Annotated in this window: 24 protein-coding genes and 1 pseudogene; 11 read left to right on the forward strand and 14 right to left on the reverse strand. The window is 37.3% G+C overall.

Annotation, left to right across the window (positions count from 1 at the left end; all coding sequences use genetic code 11):
• Positions 1 to 2: 2 nt before the first annotated feature.
• The 6 genes from spoIIIAE to MKY00_RS20905 are packed head-to-tail and all read right to left on the reverse strand — an operon-like array spanning position 3 to position 3,556.
• On the reverse strand, positions 3 to 1,175 hold the full coding sequence (gene spoIIIAE / locus MKY00_RS20880) for a stage III sporulation protein AE (protein ID WP_000943695.1): 1,173 nt from the start codon (positions 1,173 to 1,175) through the stop codon (positions 3 to 5).
• A gap of 10 nt (positions 1,176 to 1,185) precedes the next feature.
• A complete protein-coding gene (spoIIIAD, locus tag MKY00_RS20885) occupies positions 1,186 to 1,569 on the reverse strand; it encodes a stage III sporulation protein AD (protein ID WP_077317075.1) in 384 nt (127 codons plus the stop codon).
• Positions 1,570 to 1,592: 23 nt separating this feature from the next.
• Positions 1,593 to 1,796 carry a stage III sporulation protein AC gene (spoIIIAC, locus tag MKY00_RS20890; protein WP_000020914.1) on the reverse strand — a complete coding sequence of 68 codons (204 nt, stop codon included), beginning with the start codon at positions 1,794 to 1,796 and terminating at the stop codon, positions 1,593 to 1,595.
• A 14-nt stretch (positions 1,797 to 1,810) separates the two neighbouring features.
• On the reverse strand, positions 1,811 to 2,326 hold the full coding sequence (spoIIIAB, locus tag MKY00_RS20895) for a stage III sporulation protein SpoIIIAB (RefSeq protein ID WP_000238697.1): 516 nt from the start codon (positions 2,324 to 2,326) through the stop codon (positions 1,811 to 1,813).
• Positions 2,320 to 3,246, reverse strand: coding sequence for a stage III sporulation protein AA (gene spoIIIAA / locus MKY00_RS20900; protein WP_016718462.1), 927 nt, complete (start codon positions 3,244 to 3,246; stop codon positions 2,320 to 2,322). The genes spoIIIAB and spoIIIAA overlap by 7 nt, the downstream gene beginning before the upstream one ends.
• 28 nt (positions 3,247 to 3,274) lie before the next feature.
• Positions 3,275 to 3,556, reverse strand: coding sequence for a YqhV family protein (locus tag MKY00_RS20905; RefSeq protein WP_000816052.1), 282 nt, complete (start codon positions 3,554 to 3,556; stop codon positions 3,275 to 3,277).
• Positions 3,557 to 3,742: 186 nt separating this feature from the next.
• Between MKY00_RS20905 and MKY00_RS20910 the strand changes: the two genes are divergently transcribed.
• Entirely contained in the window at positions 3,743 to 4,321 is a 579-nt protein-coding gene (locus MKY00_RS20910) for a GNAT family N-acetyltransferase (RefSeq protein ID WP_016718463.1), read from the forward strand.
• On the forward strand, positions 4,302 to 4,604 hold the full coding sequence (locus MKY00_RS20915; RefSeq protein WP_016718464.1) for a hypothetical protein: 303 nt from the start codon (positions 4,302 to 4,304) through the stop codon (positions 4,602 to 4,604). Before MKY00_RS20910 ends, MKY00_RS20915 begins: the two co-directional genes overlap by 20 nt.
• A gap of 35 nt (positions 4,605 to 4,639) precedes the next feature.
• On the opposite strand, the gene efp is transcribed toward MKY00_RS20915, so the two are convergent.
• The 4 genes from efp to MKY00_RS20935 are packed head-to-tail and all read right to left on the reverse strand — an operon-like array spanning position 4,640 to position 7,266.
• Positions 4,640 to 5,197: an elongation factor P gene (efp, locus tag MKY00_RS20920; protein ID WP_000626512.1), complete on the reverse strand. Its 558-nt coding sequence runs from the start codon at positions 5,195 to 5,197 to the stop codon at positions 4,640 to 4,642.
• A 21-nt stretch (positions 5,198 to 5,218) separates the two neighbouring features.
• The gene (gene pepQ / locus MKY00_RS20925; RefSeq protein ID WP_000411052.1) at positions 5,219 to 6,280 is read right to left on the reverse strand and encodes a Xaa-Pro dipeptidase; all 1,062 of its coding nucleotides are present in this window, start codon (positions 6,278 to 6,280) and stop codon (positions 5,219 to 5,221) included.
• Between the two features lie 4 nt (positions 6,281 to 6,284).
• A complete protein-coding gene (aroQ, locus tag MKY00_RS20930) occupies positions 6,285 to 6,725 on the reverse strand; it encodes a type II 3-dehydroquinate dehydratase (protein ID WP_000757087.1) in 441 nt (146 codons plus the stop codon).
• A gap of 52 nt (positions 6,726 to 6,777) precedes the next feature.
• Entirely contained in the window at positions 6,778 to 7,266 is a 489-nt protein-coding gene (locus MKY00_RS20935; RefSeq protein ID WP_000076899.1) for a YqhR family membrane protein, read from the reverse strand.
• 244 nt (positions 7,267 to 7,510) lie between these two features.
• Here MKY00_RS20935 and MKY00_RS20940 point away from each other — a divergent pair, with 244 nt between their 5' ends.
• Entirely contained in the window at positions 7,511 to 8,431 is a 921-nt protein-coding gene (locus MKY00_RS20940) for a DUF1385 domain-containing protein (protein ID WP_000807112.1), read from the forward strand.
• A 79-nt stretch (positions 8,432 to 8,510) separates the two neighbouring features.
• Positions 8,511 to 8,912, forward strand: coding sequence for an SA1362 family protein (locus MKY00_RS20945; protein ID WP_001014446.1), 402 nt, complete (start codon positions 8,511 to 8,513; stop codon positions 8,910 to 8,912).
• Here MKY00_RS20945 and MKY00_RS20950 read toward each other — a convergent pair.
• From MKY00_RS20950 to splB, 3 genes are all read right to left on the reverse strand, one after another.
• Positions 8,909 to 9,571, reverse strand: coding sequence for an HAD family hydrolase (locus MKY00_RS20950; RefSeq protein ID WP_000643921.1), 663 nt, complete (start codon positions 9,569 to 9,571; stop codon positions 8,909 to 8,911). The genes MKY00_RS20945 and MKY00_RS20950 overlap by 4 nt on opposite strands.
• Positions 9,572 to 9,624: 53 nt before the next feature.
• Positions 9,625 to 10,053, reverse strand: coding sequence for a transcriptional regulator MntR (gene mntR / locus MKY00_RS20955; protein WP_001143076.1), 429 nt, complete (start codon positions 10,051 to 10,053; stop codon positions 9,625 to 9,627).
• 143 nt (positions 10,054 to 10,196) lie between these two features.
• The gene (gene splB / locus MKY00_RS20960; protein ID WP_000802119.1) at positions 10,197 to 11,222 is read right to left on the reverse strand and encodes a spore photoproduct lyase; all 1,026 of its coding nucleotides are present in this window, start codon (positions 11,220 to 11,222) and stop codon (positions 10,197 to 10,199) included.
• A 271-nt stretch (positions 11,223 to 11,493) separates the two neighbouring features.
• Here splB and MKY00_RS20965 point away from each other — a divergent pair, with 271 nt between their 5' ends.
• Complete coding sequence (locus MKY00_RS20965; protein WP_000111937.1) at positions 11,494 to 12,342, forward strand: hypothetical protein; 849 nt, start codon at positions 11,494 to 11,496, stop codon at positions 12,340 to 12,342.
• 28 nt (positions 12,343 to 12,370) lie between these two features.
• Here the strand turns inward: MKY00_RS20965 and MKY00_RS20970 are convergent, their stop codons facing one another.
• Complete coding sequence (locus tag MKY00_RS20970; RefSeq protein ID WP_000514079.1) at positions 12,371 to 13,207, reverse strand: lipoate--protein ligase family protein; 837 nt, start codon at positions 13,205 to 13,207, stop codon at positions 12,371 to 12,373.
• Positions 13,208 to 13,377: 170 nt separating this feature from the next.
• Between MKY00_RS20970 and MKY00_RS20975 the strand changes: the two genes are divergently transcribed.
• From MKY00_RS20975 to MKY00_RS21000, 6 genes and pseudogenes are all read left to right on the forward strand, one after another.
• A complete protein-coding gene (locus MKY00_RS20975) occupies positions 13,378 to 13,761 on the forward strand; it encodes a rhodanese-like domain-containing protein (RefSeq protein ID WP_000108655.1) in 384 nt (127 codons plus the stop codon).
• 251 nt (positions 13,762 to 14,012) lie between these two features.
• The gene (locus MKY00_RS20980) at positions 14,013 to 14,990 is read left to right on the forward strand and encodes a LacI family DNA-binding transcriptional regulator (RefSeq protein ID WP_001273961.1); all 978 of its coding nucleotides are present in this window, start codon (positions 14,013 to 14,015) and stop codon (positions 14,988 to 14,990) included.
• Between the two features lie 96 nt (positions 14,991 to 15,086).
• The gene (locus MKY00_RS20985) at positions 15,087 to 15,668 is read left to right on the forward strand and encodes a TetR/AcrR family transcriptional regulator (protein ID WP_003267456.1); all 582 of its coding nucleotides are present in this window, start codon (positions 15,087 to 15,089) and stop codon (positions 15,666 to 15,668) included.
• Positions 15,669 to 15,739: 71 nt separating this feature from the next.
• Positions 15,740 to 16,072: a DMT family transporter gene (locus MKY00_RS20990; protein ID WP_000312349.1), complete on the forward strand. Its 333-nt coding sequence runs from the start codon at positions 15,740 to 15,742 to the stop codon at positions 16,070 to 16,072.
• A 1-nt stretch (position 16,073) separates the two neighbouring features.
• Entirely contained in the window at positions 16,074 to 16,388 is a 315-nt protein-coding gene (locus tag MKY00_RS20995; protein WP_000312623.1) for a DMT family transporter, read from the forward strand.
• A gap of 15 nt (positions 16,389 to 16,403) precedes the next feature.
• Positions 16,404 to 16,472 (forward strand): annotated as a pseudogene (locus tag MKY00_RS21000) (DUF3975 family protein); the annotation flags it as partial.
• Between the last annotated feature and the right edge of the window lie 428 nt (positions 16,473 to 16,900).

Raw genomic sequence — 16,900 nt, forward strand, 5'->3', positions numbered from 1 at the left:
TCCTACCGCATCATAAGTGTAATATTCCCCGCAGCAATAATAATTGTGATACTTAAAAAGAACATAAACGATACGATAGCTAAGCAAGCAAATACATAAATAATGCTCCGTCCAATGATATCTAAACATTGAATAATTGCTCCGCCGCCAACTGGTTGCAATACTGCTGCTGCGAACTTATAAATAAATGCTATGCAAAAAATTTGAATCGCTGGAAAAGCGACAATTAAACATAGAATGACGAGTCCGATAATTCCGACTGTGTTTTTTAATAATCCCGACGCACTAATAACTGTATCCGCCGCCTCTGTAAACATTCTTCCTACTACGGGAATAAAGTTTCCTGTTACAAATTTAGCTGTTTTCACAGCAATTCCATCAGCAACAGCTGTCGCTGTTCCTTGTACAGATAATACGCCTAAAAAAATCGTTAAAAAGATACCGATAATCCCGACGCTAACGTTTTGCAGAAGCTTGGACAATTTCGTAACTTTATATTGATCACTCATCGTACTTACAATACTTAATATCGTTGCAAGTAATAAAAGTGGTAGAACGATATAATTCATCAGAAGCCCACTCGTATTCATTAAAAAGATGATAATCGGATGAAAAAACGATACGGATACAACACCACCGCCTGTCGCTATAAGTGCAAGCAAGATTGGCAATAACGCTAATATGAAATCTACCATTGTTTGTATCGTTTCTCTTGCATATGTCATGACGACATAAAAGCTATTTAAAGCGAAAATAATTAGTACCATATATACAACCGCATCAGCAATTTTACTTACGCTACTCTTTGAAAATGCCGATTGCAGTGATTGCAATAATGCACTAAAAATTGTGAGCATAATGAGCGTTCCAAGTAGTTTCCCATTTGCAACAAGCTCGTGAAATAAGTACTTTAATAAACCTAGCATCCACTCTTTTATAGAAATTTCTTTTTCTCCCTTTACAAACTCCATAAAGCTACCTTTTTGACTCTCTGGTAAGTAACCTCCATATTTTGTAACAAGCCCGTCCCAAAATTGCTTCACATCTTCAATTCCGAGCTTATCCAATTGTTGATCAACGACGTTTGTCTCTACAGGAGAAGCTTGTACAACAACCGGTAAAGAAAAGAAAAGGAAGCAAGCAAATAGCAGCTTAGCTCCAAACCCCCTCAACATTCACTCCCCCTTATCCCGTCGGTAAAAATCCGAGAATAGTTTCAATTACAACCGTCAAAATAGGGATCGCCATAACGAGAATTAAAATCTTTCCAGCTAATTCAATTTTCGAAGCGATTGCCCCCTGCCCTGCATCCTTTGTAATTTGCGCTCCAAACTCAGCGATATAAGCAATCCCAATAATTTTCAGCAACGTTTCTACATATACGTTGCTAACTTTCGCTTCACTCGCTACTCTCTCAATCATTTGTAAAATAGCGTGAATTTGATCAATTAAAAGAAGGAACATTACGCTACCTACGAACACAATAAATAATGACGTAATGCTAGATTTATGCTGATTCAATACAGCTGCTAAAAACGTAGCAACGAGGCCTAATCCGACAATTTGTATAATTTCGATTCGAACCGCCCCCTTTACTGGAAGAGAAAGACACTTTTAATCTTGTCGAATAGTGTATTAATTAAAAATGCGACATGAAATAAAATAACGACAAAACCGACGAGGATAACCCAATTTGCAATATCCTCACGCTTTAATTCTTTTAGTACAGTATGAATGAAAGCTAAAACAATGCCGATTCCGGCGATTTGAAATATTAATCCAACATCAATGGACATCGCCTTTCTCCCCCCTATAGCAGTAAAATTACGATAAGTAGCCCCGCTAGTACTCCTAAGCTCTTAATCATCTTTTCATATTGCAGTTGTAATGCTTTCGCTTCTTCTTCTTCTCTCTCTAAATGTGTAATACATAAGCGAATATGTTTTTGTTGTGATTCACGATCATGTTGTCCGAGCGTTTCACCAAATTGCTGCAAAATCTCATACTCCGTTTGTTGAAATGCTGTTAGCTTCCAATTTTCTTTCAAACTATCTATCCAAGCTTCTCTAACTGTTTGTTCTCCACTTTCTAGCCTGCTAGCGAAACTTTGAAATATCCAATTTAACGGCTTCGGCATTTGTTTCACTAATCGCTCAGCGGCTTCAGACAACGGTGTATGCCCATACATAATTTCTGCCTCTAATGATTGCAGTGCCGCTTTTAATAATCTAAGTTGCCTCGGTCTCTCACTGTATCTTTTGGCGTATGAAAACCCGAAAAAGGTGCTGACCGCAACGATTAACACTGCACCAAATATTTTCACCATACGCCCTCAGCCTTTCTATGAGGTAATACCGGTTTTCCATATTTATCTTTCACTTGCATAACTGTTCCTGGCCCTCTTGCTTTTGACAATTCCACAAACCTATCAAAAATGCCGAGCTCTAGCACTGCCTTTAATGATGGGCGTTTCACAACATCATCATAGGAAAATCCATGTGCACTTATAAAAAGCTGAACCCCTGCATGTACAGCCTCCATAATTGCTTCACTATCTTCTTTACGGCCAATTTCATCCACAATTAATATATCTGGGCTCATAGAACGGATCATCATCATCATTCCTTCAGCTTTTGGACATGCATCTAACACATCTACTCGTGTGCCAAAGTCATATTGCGGGATGCCTTTCACACAGCCAGCAATTTCTGACCGTTCATCAACAATCCCGACTTTACAAGAAGGAATTTCCGAAGTACTTACACCTTGACTCATGCAACGCGCTACATCTCTTAAAAGTGTTGTTTTTCCCGTTTGTGGCGGGCCAATTACCATCGTGTTTAACCATCGTGATTCATACAAATACGGTAAAAGCGGTTCAGCAATGCCTATTTTTTGACGAGCAATACGAATATTAAAAGAAGAGACATCTCGAATCATTTTCACTGTGCTTTTTTCTGTAATGACTTTTCCTGCTAGGCCTATTCTATGCCCACCTCGAAGTGTCACATACCCACGCTTTAATTCTTCTTCCATCGTATAAATTGAGAAGTGACTTAACTTATTCAATAAGTAAATAGCATCATCTGCTGTAACGACATAGTCATAAAAAAACACTTCACCATGAGCAATACACTCTAGCGGTCTTCCAATTCGAACACGGATTTCCTCTAGAGCATCGTACTGCTTACAACTTTCCACTAACTGCTTCATCGTTTTCGGTAAAACTTCTAATACTTCTTTCATCAGCTTCGCCCCACTATACTCGACTTACTTATTTCAACAACGCGATAAAAATGCAGCCAATTCCAAGCGTTAAAAAAAAGAGTTTCAAGAAAGAAATCTCGCTTGCCACACTCGCTATACCTATTGTCATTGTTAAAATTAATACGGTCGGTCCAACAAACGCCAACATACTATTTATAAACAATGCTTTCTTTGCATCATTCACATAAAGCATAAGCAAAGCAGCAAATATTTCCGCACTACCTGAAAATAATCGAAGTGCTCCCATAACAAGCACGGATGTTTCCATTGCCGCTAGCCACTGTTTCATTCTCCCACCCTCTCCCATAACGGTTACTAGTGCGTATGCTAAAAAAGAATATATTTGTACAACCATATGCAGAGGTTGTCTATTTCAGAATTAAAAACATAATTTTTCTCTACCGCCTATAATAATTTGAATATTCTTAATAATTATGGTATTTTATGGTATATTTATTGAAAAGGAGGGAAAATGATGCAACGAGTTACTTTATTACCACTCGATTTCCGGTATGCAAATGTGATTTTCAAGCTATCAAGTGATCCACATGTAAAAAACGCATTAGGAATAAAAGTAGAAACAATCGAAGACACGAAAGCATTCCTTCTTTTCGCCATAGAAGAAGAACGCCAAAAGAAGTCTTTATCGAGAGTGATTGTAAATGAAGAGAATGAAATAATTGGTCTCACCACACTTAAACATATTAATTACGAGAAGAAACAATCTCACATTGGTAGTTGGCTCGGCTATCCGTACTGGGGAAAAGGATATAATGAGGCTGCTAAAAAAGAAATTTTTAAGATTGCTTTTTTAGACTTACAACTTTCCTACGTATTTGCTGGTGCTAAAACGAATAATATTCGCTCGTTAAAAGCACAAGAAAAACTCCCTTATATTTCATTGCATGTGGAAAACAAGTTTCCAGATGAACACGCTACGCTAGAGAAAGAAGTAAAGTCACCTTGCTCTCTACATGTCGTGTCACGTAAAAATTTTTTAAACTGGTTGGAATTACAAGGTGAGGAGGAAAAATATGAAGAGATTAAAAATTAGTTTAACAGTCGTAGTAGAAGTAGCTCTTATTTATCTTTTTTCATCATTGGTCGGCTGGTCATTCATGGAGGCCTTTTTTCTTGGTAGTTTAGCAATATTCGGGGCAATTTGGCTCATTGCTTTAAATATAAATCAAAATAACAACATTGATCACACTATATATAAAACAGGTACGGTAAAACCTTTTCAAATGACATGGGGTCCTTACACAACAGGTGCTGCTAGTCTTACAGCTTTCAGTTTTATAATAACTACTATTTATTATTTGCCCTATTTTCTATAAAAAAAGCACTCGTGATAATCACGAGTGCTTTTCTACTATGCACGAGAAACGTATTTACCTTCACCAGTGTTGATGATAAGTGTTTCGCCTTCGTTAATGAAGATTGGTACTTGTACAACAAGGCCAGTTTCTAATGTAGCTGGTTTTGTTACGTTAGAAGCAGTATCACCTTTAATACCTGGCTCTGTTTCTGTAACTTGTAATTCAACTGTGTTTGGAAGTTCAACACCAAGTACTTCGCCTTGGTAAGTCATAATAGATACTTCCATGTTTTCTTTTAGGAATTTAAGCTCGCGCTCGATTTGTTTTTCACCAAGTTCGATTTGCTCATAAGTTCCGTTATCCATAAATACGTGAGACTCACCGCTTGCGTATAAGTATTGCATACGACGGTTTTCGATGTGTGCTTTTTCCACTTTCTCACCAGCACGGAATGTTTTCTCTTGAACAGAACCTGTGCGAAGGTTACGTAGTTTAGAACGAACGAATGCAGCACCTTTACCTGGCTTTACGTGTTGGAAATCAAGTACTTGCCAAAGGCCATTATCCACTGCAATTGTTAAACCTGTACGAAAATCGTTTACTGAAATCATGTAAAAAAATCCTCCTGTGTATTACAAAATAATAAGTTCTTTTGGTGATTTCGTAATTACTTCATTACCTTCACTTGTCACAATGATATCATCTTCAATACGTACGCCGCCAATACCTGGAATATAAATACCTGGCTCTACTGTTACAGCCATACCTGGTTCAAGCACTGTATCAGAACGGAATGCTAAACCTGGTGCTTCATGGATTTCAAGACCGATTCCATGACCAGTAGAATGTCCGAAGTATTCACCGTATCCTTTTTCCGTTATGTAATCACGCGTTAACGCATCCGCTTCACGGCCAGTTAAACCAGCTTTAATACCGTTCACACCACGTAATTGTGCTTCTAAAACGATATTATAAATTTCTTTCAATTTATCAGATGGTTCACCAACTGCAATCGTACGAGTAATATCAGAGCAATATCCTTTGTAATAAGCGCCGAAGTCTAATGTAACGAAATCTCCTGTTTCTATCACTTTTTCAGATGCCACGCCGTGCGGTAATGCCGAACGAAGACCTGAAGCAACGATAATATCAAACGAAGAAGATGTTGCTCCTTGTTTTCTCATGAAAAATTCAAGTTCATTTGACACTTCAATTTCAGATACTCCCGGGCGAATGAATGATAGAATATGTTCAAAGGCAGCATCTGCAATCTGTGCAGCTTCCTTTAATATCTTAATCTCTGAATCAGTCTTTATCAAGCGTAACTTTTCTACAAGCCCAGAAGTTGGGACAAATTCAGCATCAATCGCTTCTTTATGAGCTGAATAAGAACTATATGTAAGAGTATCTTGCTCAAAGCCAAGCTTTTGAATTCCTAATTCTTTCACTTGCTTTGCAACTTCATCAATAATTAATCCTGCATGCTGTACAATTTCGTATCCAACCGCTTGTTTAGTAGCCTGCTCTACGTAACGGAAATCTGTAATAAATTGAGCGCGATTTTTCGAAATGAGTACAACACCAGCTGTTCCTGTGAAGTTAGCCATATATCTACGACTATGTTCATTTGTTAACAAAATACCGTCAATACCAGCCTCATCAAATGCACTTCTTAATCTTTCGATTTTCTCCATTACTTTATGCCTCCCTCAATTTCTCCATTAATGCAAATAACGCTAACTTATAGCCATAAAAACCAAATCCAACAATTTGTCCCGCACAAACAGCTGCCGTCACAGATTCGTGACGGAACGACTCACGCTGATGAATGTTAGAAATATGTACTTCAATAACAGGAATCGAAATGCTTGCAATTGCATCTCGAATCGCATAGCTATAATGCGTAAATGCTCCAGGATTTAAAATGATCCCTTCATATATATCTTCCGCCTCATGAATACGATCGATAATCGCACCTTCATGATTCGATTGGAAACATTCTAACTCCACTCCCATTGTTTCTGCTTCTTGCTTCATATCTGCTTCAAGTGTCGCTAGCGTGCCCTTTCCATATACATTTACCTCCCTGACACCGAGGCGATTTAGGTTAGGACCGTTTACGAGGAGTACCTTTTTCATATGTTTAAAACTCCTTAATATTAAATATCTATATAACATTTTAACATAGGAGTTACTTATTTGAATAGTTTGTCTTCTCTTCTCCTTCTCGCCCAGCTTTATTTGTATTTACTGCATAGGAAACAGAGTATGCTATAAACACACCATACAATATAAAAATGCATATCGTCGTCACAATTGTTTCTTTCGGTAAATGGAGTGCACTTTTAATAGCAGGCGCTATTAACCCCACTCCGAAAAATAGTAACGCCCACCAAAATAGACCATAAATCATCCCTGGAAGAACTCCTTCAAACTTTGCCAAAAACGCTTTATACAAAAAGGCAATTAAAATCGAAAGTAGTCCCATACAAACAATTCCTGACACATTTCCCCATACCCCTTCTTTCCAACTTCCAAAGGCAAATGGTAATAATAAATAGTTCGGTCCCGCTTCTGTAAATGAAAATATATGAAGGAAATACCATATCCCTCCCCAAAACAGTCCACCGAATAAACCAATTTGTACAAAATTCCTTGTTCCTAATTGTTCTTGACTCACATCGACACCTCCGCTCAATAGTATGCCCGAAACTATTTTGAACCATGTTTAAATACTGCGAAATTTGTCTATAAAAAGAATAAGAAATGTCCGACTCTCGTAACATTTTTCCTTGTCATCTACTTGTATTTGTCGATAAAATAAAGGAAACTCGGTGATTGTCTTATTTCAAAACGACAGAACCCAGTATGACAATTGCCTCTTTTTCTACATAAGAGAGAAACAAATACAGGTTGGTGTTAACATGGCAGAAGAGTCAAAACAAATATATGGCGGGCAAGCAGTCATAGAAGGAGTTATGTTTGGCGGTAGAGAATATACTGTTACAGCGGTTCGTCGTAAAGATAAATCGATTGAATTTTATCGATTACCACGCGTTCGTAATAAAGCATTATCTATCCTGAAAAAAATTCCATTTTTACGAGGGATTGCCGCTATTGTGGATGCAAGCGCGAACGGGGCAAAACATTTAAACTTTGCTTCAGAACGATTTGATGTTCACCCAGAAGAAGATGAACAAATTGCAAATAAAAAAGAAGAACAATCGAAGTTAACGATGGTATTAGGAGTTGCAGCAGTTGGCGTTTTATCTTTCATATTTGGTAAAGTCATTTTCACAGCAGTTCCTGCATTACTAGCTGAATTAACGAGACCGATTTTCCCATCTCATACAGGGCAAATCATTGTCGAAAGTGTCATTAAGCTCATGCTATTATTGAGCTATATATACTTTATTTCTTTAACGCCACTCATTAAGCGGGTATTTCAGTACCATGGTGCGGAGCATAAAGTCATTAATGCCTATGAGAATAATCTTTCATTGACTGTAGAAAATGTTCAAAAACAAACTCGCCTTCATTATCGTTGTGGCAGTAGCTTCATTATATTTACAGTCATTATTGGAATGTTTGTTTATTTCCTTGTCCCTACAGATCCACTTTGGGCCAGAGTGGTAAACCGAATTTTATTAATTCCAGTCGTTCTCGGTATTTCTTTTGAAGTGTTACAATTTACAAATCGATTACGCGATATTCCAGTATTACGCATACTTGGATATCCCGGATTATGGCTACAACTATTAACAACGAAAGAACCAACAGATGATCAAGTGGAAGTAGCCATTGCATCGTTTGAAGAATTATTACGTTTAGAAAACAAACAATAATTATTTAAAAATGGTGTTCAACTCCTTTCCTCATCGTTAATATACTAATTTTAATATATGTTTTTAGGAGGTGTTCCTTATGAACGGTCGTTCGTTTACTTTCGCTATATTTGTGCTTATTATCGGATTAGCAATATTCGGCCTTGTTTCATCTGTCATTACAGATCCAATGGGAGTGTTAAGAAATATTGGTATCATGTTGGCTGTCGTTGGTATCTTTTATTTACTCTACAAAATGTTTACAAACTCTAGCGGTTCAGCAAATTCGCAAAGCTCATATAAGCGTGCTGCAAAACAATCGAGCCGCAAACACGGGAAACAAAACGTAGCACCCCTAAGCAATTCTTTCTTTAAATCAAACGCTTCTAATGACAAAGGGAAAAAAGGGAATCTTTCTTCTTTAAAGCGAAAAAGAAAACAATCTCATTTAACTGTCATTGAAGGTAAAAAAAACAAAAAGAAAGACCGTGCTTCCTTTTAGGAAATACGGTCTTTCTTTATATTTTGCAGTACTTCTTTCAAGCTTTTATCTTTCATACTTTCAATTCGAAGATGATGATTTGCAAATGGTAAATTACGTGTCACATCATTAGGTACAACGACGCACGTTAACCCTGCTGCAATCGCTGCTTTCAATCCGTTTAACGAGTCTTCAAATACAACAGCCTCAGACGGATCAATCCCTAAATCTTCTATCGCAATTTGATAAAGTGCTGGATCTGGTTTTACCTTTTCAACATCTTCTCTCGTTTTAATAACTTCAAAATAATCTCGAATTTGTAGCTCTTCTAAAAAAGGAATCACCCATTCTCTAGATGAACTAGATGCTAACGCGATTTTTAATCCCATTTCTTTCGCTTCTTGTAAGTATTCTTTTACCCCGTCACGAGCTTCTGGTGTTTTCATTTTTTCTTTATGTAAAATTTTCACTTTTTCTTTTAATGCATGCTTGTTAAACTTCTCTTTTAATTGCTCATTTAAATATGCATACAGTACATCATCTGTCGTTCCAATACACTTTGCAAATTCTTCTAAAGGTAACTCCCCACCGTACTCACGAACGGCGTCTCTGAAAGAGTGAAACCATATTGTTTCTGTGTCCACAATTAATCCATCAAAATCAAAAATAATTGCTTTCATAATTCTCCCATCCTTTTCGATTGAAATAAAAAAGGAAACGACTTACGTTCCCCTTAATTACTTTTCTCTTCATTTGCTTTTTGAACGCCACGAAGTGTTTCCACTCGAACCTCATCTTGTTCAAAGTATTGCACTAAATCACCAATGCGATCAATTGCTTCCCAGCTTAAATGATGTTCAATTCCTTCTACATCATTGTAAATCTTACTTTCATCCACACCGATAATACGCATAAATTGCTCTAACAATTCATGACGATATACGAGACGTTCTCCGATTTTTTTACCTTTTGATGTTAATACAAGCCCTCTATATTTTTCATAAATTAGATATTCATCTTTGTCTAATTTTTGCACCATTTTTGTTACAGAGGATGGATGTACACTAAGCGCTTCAGCAATATCAGATACGCGGGCATAACCCTTTTCATCAATCAACAAATAAATTTGTTCAATATAATCTTCCATACTAGGGGTAGGCATCGGTTTCCTCCATCCAATTTCATTTTGCTCATTCCGTACGAAGCAATCAATAAAATGATACACCAGAAAGAATAACGTGACAAGTTGAAAACAAGCCTAAATATATAAAACAAAAAGAATCTGTATTTGCATACAGACTCCTCTTAAGTGAAGTATTGTATTTCTGCATCAGGAAAAAACTCATGTATATAACCTCTTATTGTTTCTTCTAATACTGCTGCGTCATCTTTTTTATATACGTATTTCCCAATGCCGTACCGTCCCCATTTATATTTTCGCTTCTCTTCATCCATTTCAAGCTTTGTATTCGGATAACGCTCTTGTATGACCTTTTTTGCAGGTTTTGTAAAGCGATGTTGAATTAATTCAAATGTTAAATTCGGTATCGACAAATCTTTTAATGCATTATACAGTCGCTCAAATAGTTCACGATATCCTTCTTCCCATCCTTCATGCATATAAAGCGGCGCAACTATAAAACCAAGCGGATAACCCGCGCCTGCTACTTTACGAGCCGCTTCAATTCGTTCTTCAAACGGTGACGTCCCTGGCTCAAAATTTTTAATTACATACCGTGAATTAATACTAAACCTGAAACGAGTTTTCCCGTTATGTTTTGCATCTAACAAATGATCAACGTGCGAATATTTCGTAACGAAACGTAAACGCCCATGCTCACTTTCTCCAATGAATTCAATCGCGCGCTTTAATGCATGTGTTAAATGATCGATCCCAACGATATCTGATGTACAAGCAGCTTCAAACCTTGTTATTTCAGGTGCTCTTTCATCCATATATTGCTGTGCCTTCTCAAATATTTCATCAAGATTCACATACACGCGAACGTAAGGCTTACTCCCAAGTGTCGTTTGCAAGTAACAATAATGACAATGTCCCATACATCCTGTTGCGAGCGGAATTGCATATTCAGCTGACGGCTTTGACGTATCAAACTTTAATGTCTTCCTCACCCCAACGACAAGCGTTGCCTTTGCATTACGATACTTTTGCAAATCATTTTCACCCGGCAAATTTCTAATTTGATTATGGGATGTCGTTTCACGAATCTCTAGTCCCATCTTCGTAAACTTCTCATACAGCTCTTTTCCAAGTGGATATTCCAGTGCCTTCGGTTCAAAGTAAACGAGTTTTGGCATAAATGGTTTCATATGCTTCCCTCCTCTCGTTAGTATGGGAAACGATGAAAAATTAACACGCATTAAAGTTTTCCACGTTTTAACAGCCCTTCAAAAGGCTGTTTTTCTTCTGTCTAATTTTACAAATTGAAAAATTTCATAAAGAAAATAAGAAAAATGCAAAATAATTAAAGTTAATTGTTGACGTGATGCTTTTATTATCGGTATCATAAATCTTCGTGAGCAATTATTTTTCGTTATACGATTTTTTTATTATTACTGAATTTTTGAGAGGAGAAATTAGATGTCAGTTAAGAAGAAAACGCAAGTACGCACCGGCAAAATGGTACGTGAACTAATGTTAGCAGACGAAGATGTAAGTGCTTCGCTAATTATGGTATATAGTGAAAACGGTGTAAACGCAGAAATTAAAATCGAGGGCTTAACGCCGAAATGTAACGAAGAATTATTTTTGAGCGGAAACGTGGATTGGAACAAGAGTGTTATTTATAAAATTGTTGATTTCACTGGAAACGCTGAAGTTGGTAAAGTTACATTAACAGCGATGAACAAAAATAATGTTTCTCTAGAAATAGAACGCGTTATGTGGAGTAAAGAAAATAAAGAGGCTGCTGAACAAGAAGAAACAGTTGTAGAAGCTACTCCGAAAAAAGAAGTAATTGTAGAAGCTCCAAAAGCAGTTACACCTGCTCCAAAGACTGTTACACGTGTGGAAACACCTGCTACAGCACCAACACCGAAGCCTACTCCGGCACCGACACCGAAGCCAGTAAGTGTAGAAGCAGCTGTAGAATTATCTACTCCAGCACCTGTGAAACGAGAAGTACCAACTCCGGTTACAAAGCAAGAGACAGCACCGGTCGCGCCTGCAAAACCGAAGCAACCTGCTTTGACTGAAACAAATTCAAAACTACAAGAAAATTATGTGAAACTCGTGAAAAAGACAATTGAAGTTTGTCAAGATTACGAGCTTGGCATCGACATAGATGATTCTATTGAAGGCTTAAAAGAAGAACTACAAAGCCAAGGTATTAGCGTTACATTTGACAAAGAAATTATGGACGTTGTCAATCGCCTTCGTTCTTTACAAGATAAAGGAATCAAAGTAGAAAAAGTACTTAATTTACTATAAAAAAATAAGAGGCGGCAATTGCCACCTCTTATTTTTTATAATTCCATTCTTTACTTTCATACTTTTCTTTTGCTAACGTTTGCACTTCATGTAATTGTTCTTCTGTTAATTCATACGGAACAAGCTCTACATCTAATCCTTTTTCAAACCCAACCTCAAACGCTTTAATTAACTGCTCGATTGTAAACGTACGGTCTGTTAATTCATTAATTGCTACCGCTTTAGAAGAGAACATACTCTTCATGCGTTCTTTCACACGTTCATTCGGGAATAAAAACAGATCATATAACTCATCTAAATCTATTTCTAATGGAATCGACCCGTGCTGTAAAATAACACCTTTTTGACGTGTTTGCGCACTACCTGCGATTTTTCTTCCTTCTACTACAATTTCATACCAAGACGGTGCATCAAAACATACGCCTGAGCGTGGATTTTTCAAATTTTCACGATCTGCTTCTGTTTTTGGAACTGCATAATACGCTTCTAACCCTAATGCTTTAAAACCATCTAATAAACCTTGCGAAATAACACGATACGCTTCTGTAACTGTTTTTGGCATATTTGGATGATCTTCAGACACAATAACACTGTACGTTAATTCTTTATCATGTAGTACACCCCTGCCGCCTGTTTGACGACGAACGAATCCATATTTCTTTTCGTTAACTACATCCATATTAATATCTTTTTCAACACGCTGGAAATATCCGACTGTTAATGTTGGTACTTCCCATTCATAAAAGCGAATAGTTGGTGGCATTTTCTTTTCACTTTGCCAATTTAATAAACATTCATCTAACGCCATATTAAATGCCGGTGAACATTGACCAGAGTTAATATAACACCATTTTTCTTTTCCCATCCTGCACCTCATATAACCAATTATTTTTCACATTCTCTAGTCTACCAAATTCGACAAAATTTGTGAAAGAATACGAAATTTCTTCTTATATACAAATGAATCTGTTGCATAAATACATATGGGCATTATAATATTGAAAGTAGGATAAGAAAAAAGGGAGCGATAGAATCGTGTCAACAACTTGGATTATTTTATTAGCCGTAATCGTAGCGTTCATCGGTTACACTGTATGGATGTATTTCTATCAGAAGAAATTAATTACAACACTTTCAGAAGAAGAGTTTCGCGCTGGCTACCGTAAAGCACAGCTTATCGATATTCGCGAAGCAGACGAATATACTGCAGGGCATATTTTAGGCGCACGTAACATTCCGTTATCACAAATTCGCCTTCGTCATAAAGAACTTCGTAAAGATCAACCAGTTTACTTATACTGCCAAAGCGGATTCCGTACTGGTCGTGCGGCTCAATACTTAAAGAAACAAGGCTACAAAGATTTCTACCAATTACAAGGTGGATTCAAAACGTGGACTGGAAAAATTAAAAAGAAATAATAACATACAAAAACTAGCTGAATGATTCAGCTAGTTTTTCATTTGAAAACTTTCCACGTTATTCTCACACATTTTGACAAAACTTCTTTTATAAACGCAAAAAAGACCCCTATCATTCTCACGCCCGAATAAAAAGGTTACGCGAATAACAGAAGTCCTATTTATAACATAGTTTGTGAAAAGCTTTTCAGGTCAAGATTTTTTCATTCTTATTATTTTCCCTTTATAATAAGGAGAGAGAGGTGATACATATGGCCAATATAAAACAAATTGCAAAAACCGCTGGTGTATCCATATCAACTGTTTCCCGCGTCCTAAATAATCACCCTTACGTAAAAGAAGAAAAACGTAAGCGTGTTCTAGATGCTGTTGAAGAATTGAACTATGCGAAAAATATAAATGCTATTCATTTAATAAAGGGAAAAACATATACGATCGGTGTTATGCTCCCTTTCATTAACCTTCCATACTTCAGTACCATTATTGAAGGTATCGGCAACGAAGCGTTAGCAGCTGGATATCACATTAATTTATGTCAAACGAATTACGATAGTATCGAAGAAATTCGTGTTCTTGAAATGATGAAAATGAAACAATTCGACGGGATGATTATTTGCTCTCGAACGAGTTCATGGGAACAAATTGAACCTTTCGCAAAATTTGCTCCTATTATTTCATGCGAAAAAATGAAGCACCCCCTTATTTCATCTGTCTACGTAGATCATTATGAAGGTTTCCGTCTCGGCACCGCCTATTTACTCAATAAAGGACATGAAAAAATCGGGATTTGTTTAGCAAGAAAAACAAGTGTAAATTCCATGGAACGTGAAAAAGCGTTTGCTGATACACTTCGTAACGAAGGCAAAACGTTACATCCCGAATGGATTTTTCATCAATGCTATACAATGCAAGACGGTGCACAAATACTCCATCGTATTTTAAACATGAAAAATCGTCCAACTGCTATTTTTACAGCGAACGATCAAGTTGCAGCTGGTTTATTAACAGAGGCTCGCAAGCAAGGTCTTCGAATACCCGAAGACCTTGCTATCCTCGGATTTGATAATCATGAAATTTCAAAGGCGTTAGAAATTTCAACAATTGAACATCCCGGTCTCGAAATGGGCTCACATGCGTTTTCTTTATTCCATAAGCAAATCCAAAGCGAGCAAATTATCGGGAACGCAAAAGAGCTTTCATTCCATTTAATCGAACGAGATACTGTCTAATAAGAGCGTTACCTATAGCGCTCTTTTTCAGCTCTTCACCTATTGACTTTATATTTTTACTTGCATATAATGAACCTAACGAACGGTAGGTAGGGGATGAAAATGACAGCAAACCGCATTAAAGCTGTAGCACTTTCTCATTTCGCACGCTACGGCTACGAAGGAACTTCATTAGCAAATATTGCTCAAGAAGTCGGGATTAAAAAACCATCAATTTACGCACACTTTAAAGGAAAAGAAGAGCTATATTTTATATGCTTAGAATCCGCTCTTCAAAAAGACTTACAGAGCTTCACAGGCGATATCGAAAAGTTTTCCAATTCGTCTACTGAAGAATTGCTCTTACAGCTACTAAAGGGCTATGCAAAACGATTTGGTGAAAGTGAAGAATCAATGTTTTGGTTACGCACTTCTTATTTTCCGCCTGATGCATTTCGCGAACAAATTATTAATAAAGCAAATGTACACATTGAAAACGTCGGAAAACTTTTATTCCCTGTATTTAAAAGAGCAAGCGAACAAGATGAGTTGCATAACATTGAAGTAAAAGACGCCTTAGAGGCTTTTCTATGCTTACTTGACGGTCTTATGGTTGAACTACTATACGCAGGTTTAAATCGTTTTGAGACACGTTTAGACGCTTCTTGGAAAGTATTTTGGCGTGGACTTTCAAACTGACGGATTGCTCCTTTGCAATGCGTCGTTTTTAAGCCCTTTACCTAACGACTGGTAGGAAGGAGAAATGACATATGGCATGGATTTATGTAATCTTAGCTGGTATTATTGAAATCTTTTGGGTAATTGGATTAAAACACGCGGAGGCTCCACTTGAATGGGCTGGTGTCGCGTTATTAATTACAATTAGTTTCGTCTTATTATTTAGAGCTTATAAAGATTTACCTGTTGGTACTGTATACGCAGTCTTCACTGGAATTGGAGCTGGTGGAATCGTTCTTACAGAAATTTTCGTTTTCGGAGAGCCATTCTCTATCGTAAAAGTATTATTAATTGGTTTAATCTTCTTCGGCGTAATTGGTTTAAAACGAGTAACAGAAGAAAAAGAAGCGAAGGAGGCCGCATAAAATGGCTTGGGTATTTTTAATTCTAGCTGGTATTTGTGAAATTATTGGTGTACTCTTTATGAAAGTAGCCACTGAAAAGAAAGGCTGGGCACCAAAAGTTATTTTAATCGCTAACTTCGGCGTAAGCTTCTTCTTCTTATCCCTAGCGATGAACACATTACCGATGGGAACTGCTTACGCGATTTGGACTGGAATCGGAACTGCCGGAAGTGCACTTCTAGGCATCCTTATTTTCCGCGAATCAGCGGATTGGCGTCGTCTTGCTTTCTTAAGCTGCATTCTATGCGGCGCTGTTGGCTTAAAACTATTAAGCTAACGTGAGGTGAATGTCATGTGGAAAGAAAAAGGGAAGCAACTGTTAGCATGGATCACGCTTAGTATCGTCGTTCTATTACAGATTTTCCGAATAGGAAAGCCCACTACGGTGCGATAGTACCCCCTTTAGGGGTGGGATGATAGTGAGGTCAAATGCGATGTACAGATAAAATACCGAAAGTATGTTCTGTACATCAAGTATTTGAAATGGTATAATTTTCATAACAGACAAGTAAAAGTCTCTAAAACAATCTTGTTCTCTGAAAACAGAATACATATGAGGTTGGAGTAACAAATTCTTCTGCTCCGTAAAATGTATTGAGTCGTCAAGTACAAGACGCTAAAACACATTTGAGAACTCACAATCTGACTCGTTTGGTAATAGAACGAGTGCCGTATCTGCTAGATGCACTGGATACGGAGTGGTGATGGCACACCGCAATCTTGCACGTCAGCGATACTAGAAATAGACGTCGCCTTTGGTAGCAAGAATCCCACTGACGTTAGTCAGCT

It is taken from the genome of Bacillus sp. FSL R9-9834, assembly GCF_038006905.1.
Taxonomy (GTDB): domain Bacteria; phylum Bacillota; class Bacilli; order Bacillales; family Bacillaceae_G; genus Bacillus_A; species Bacillus_A pacificus.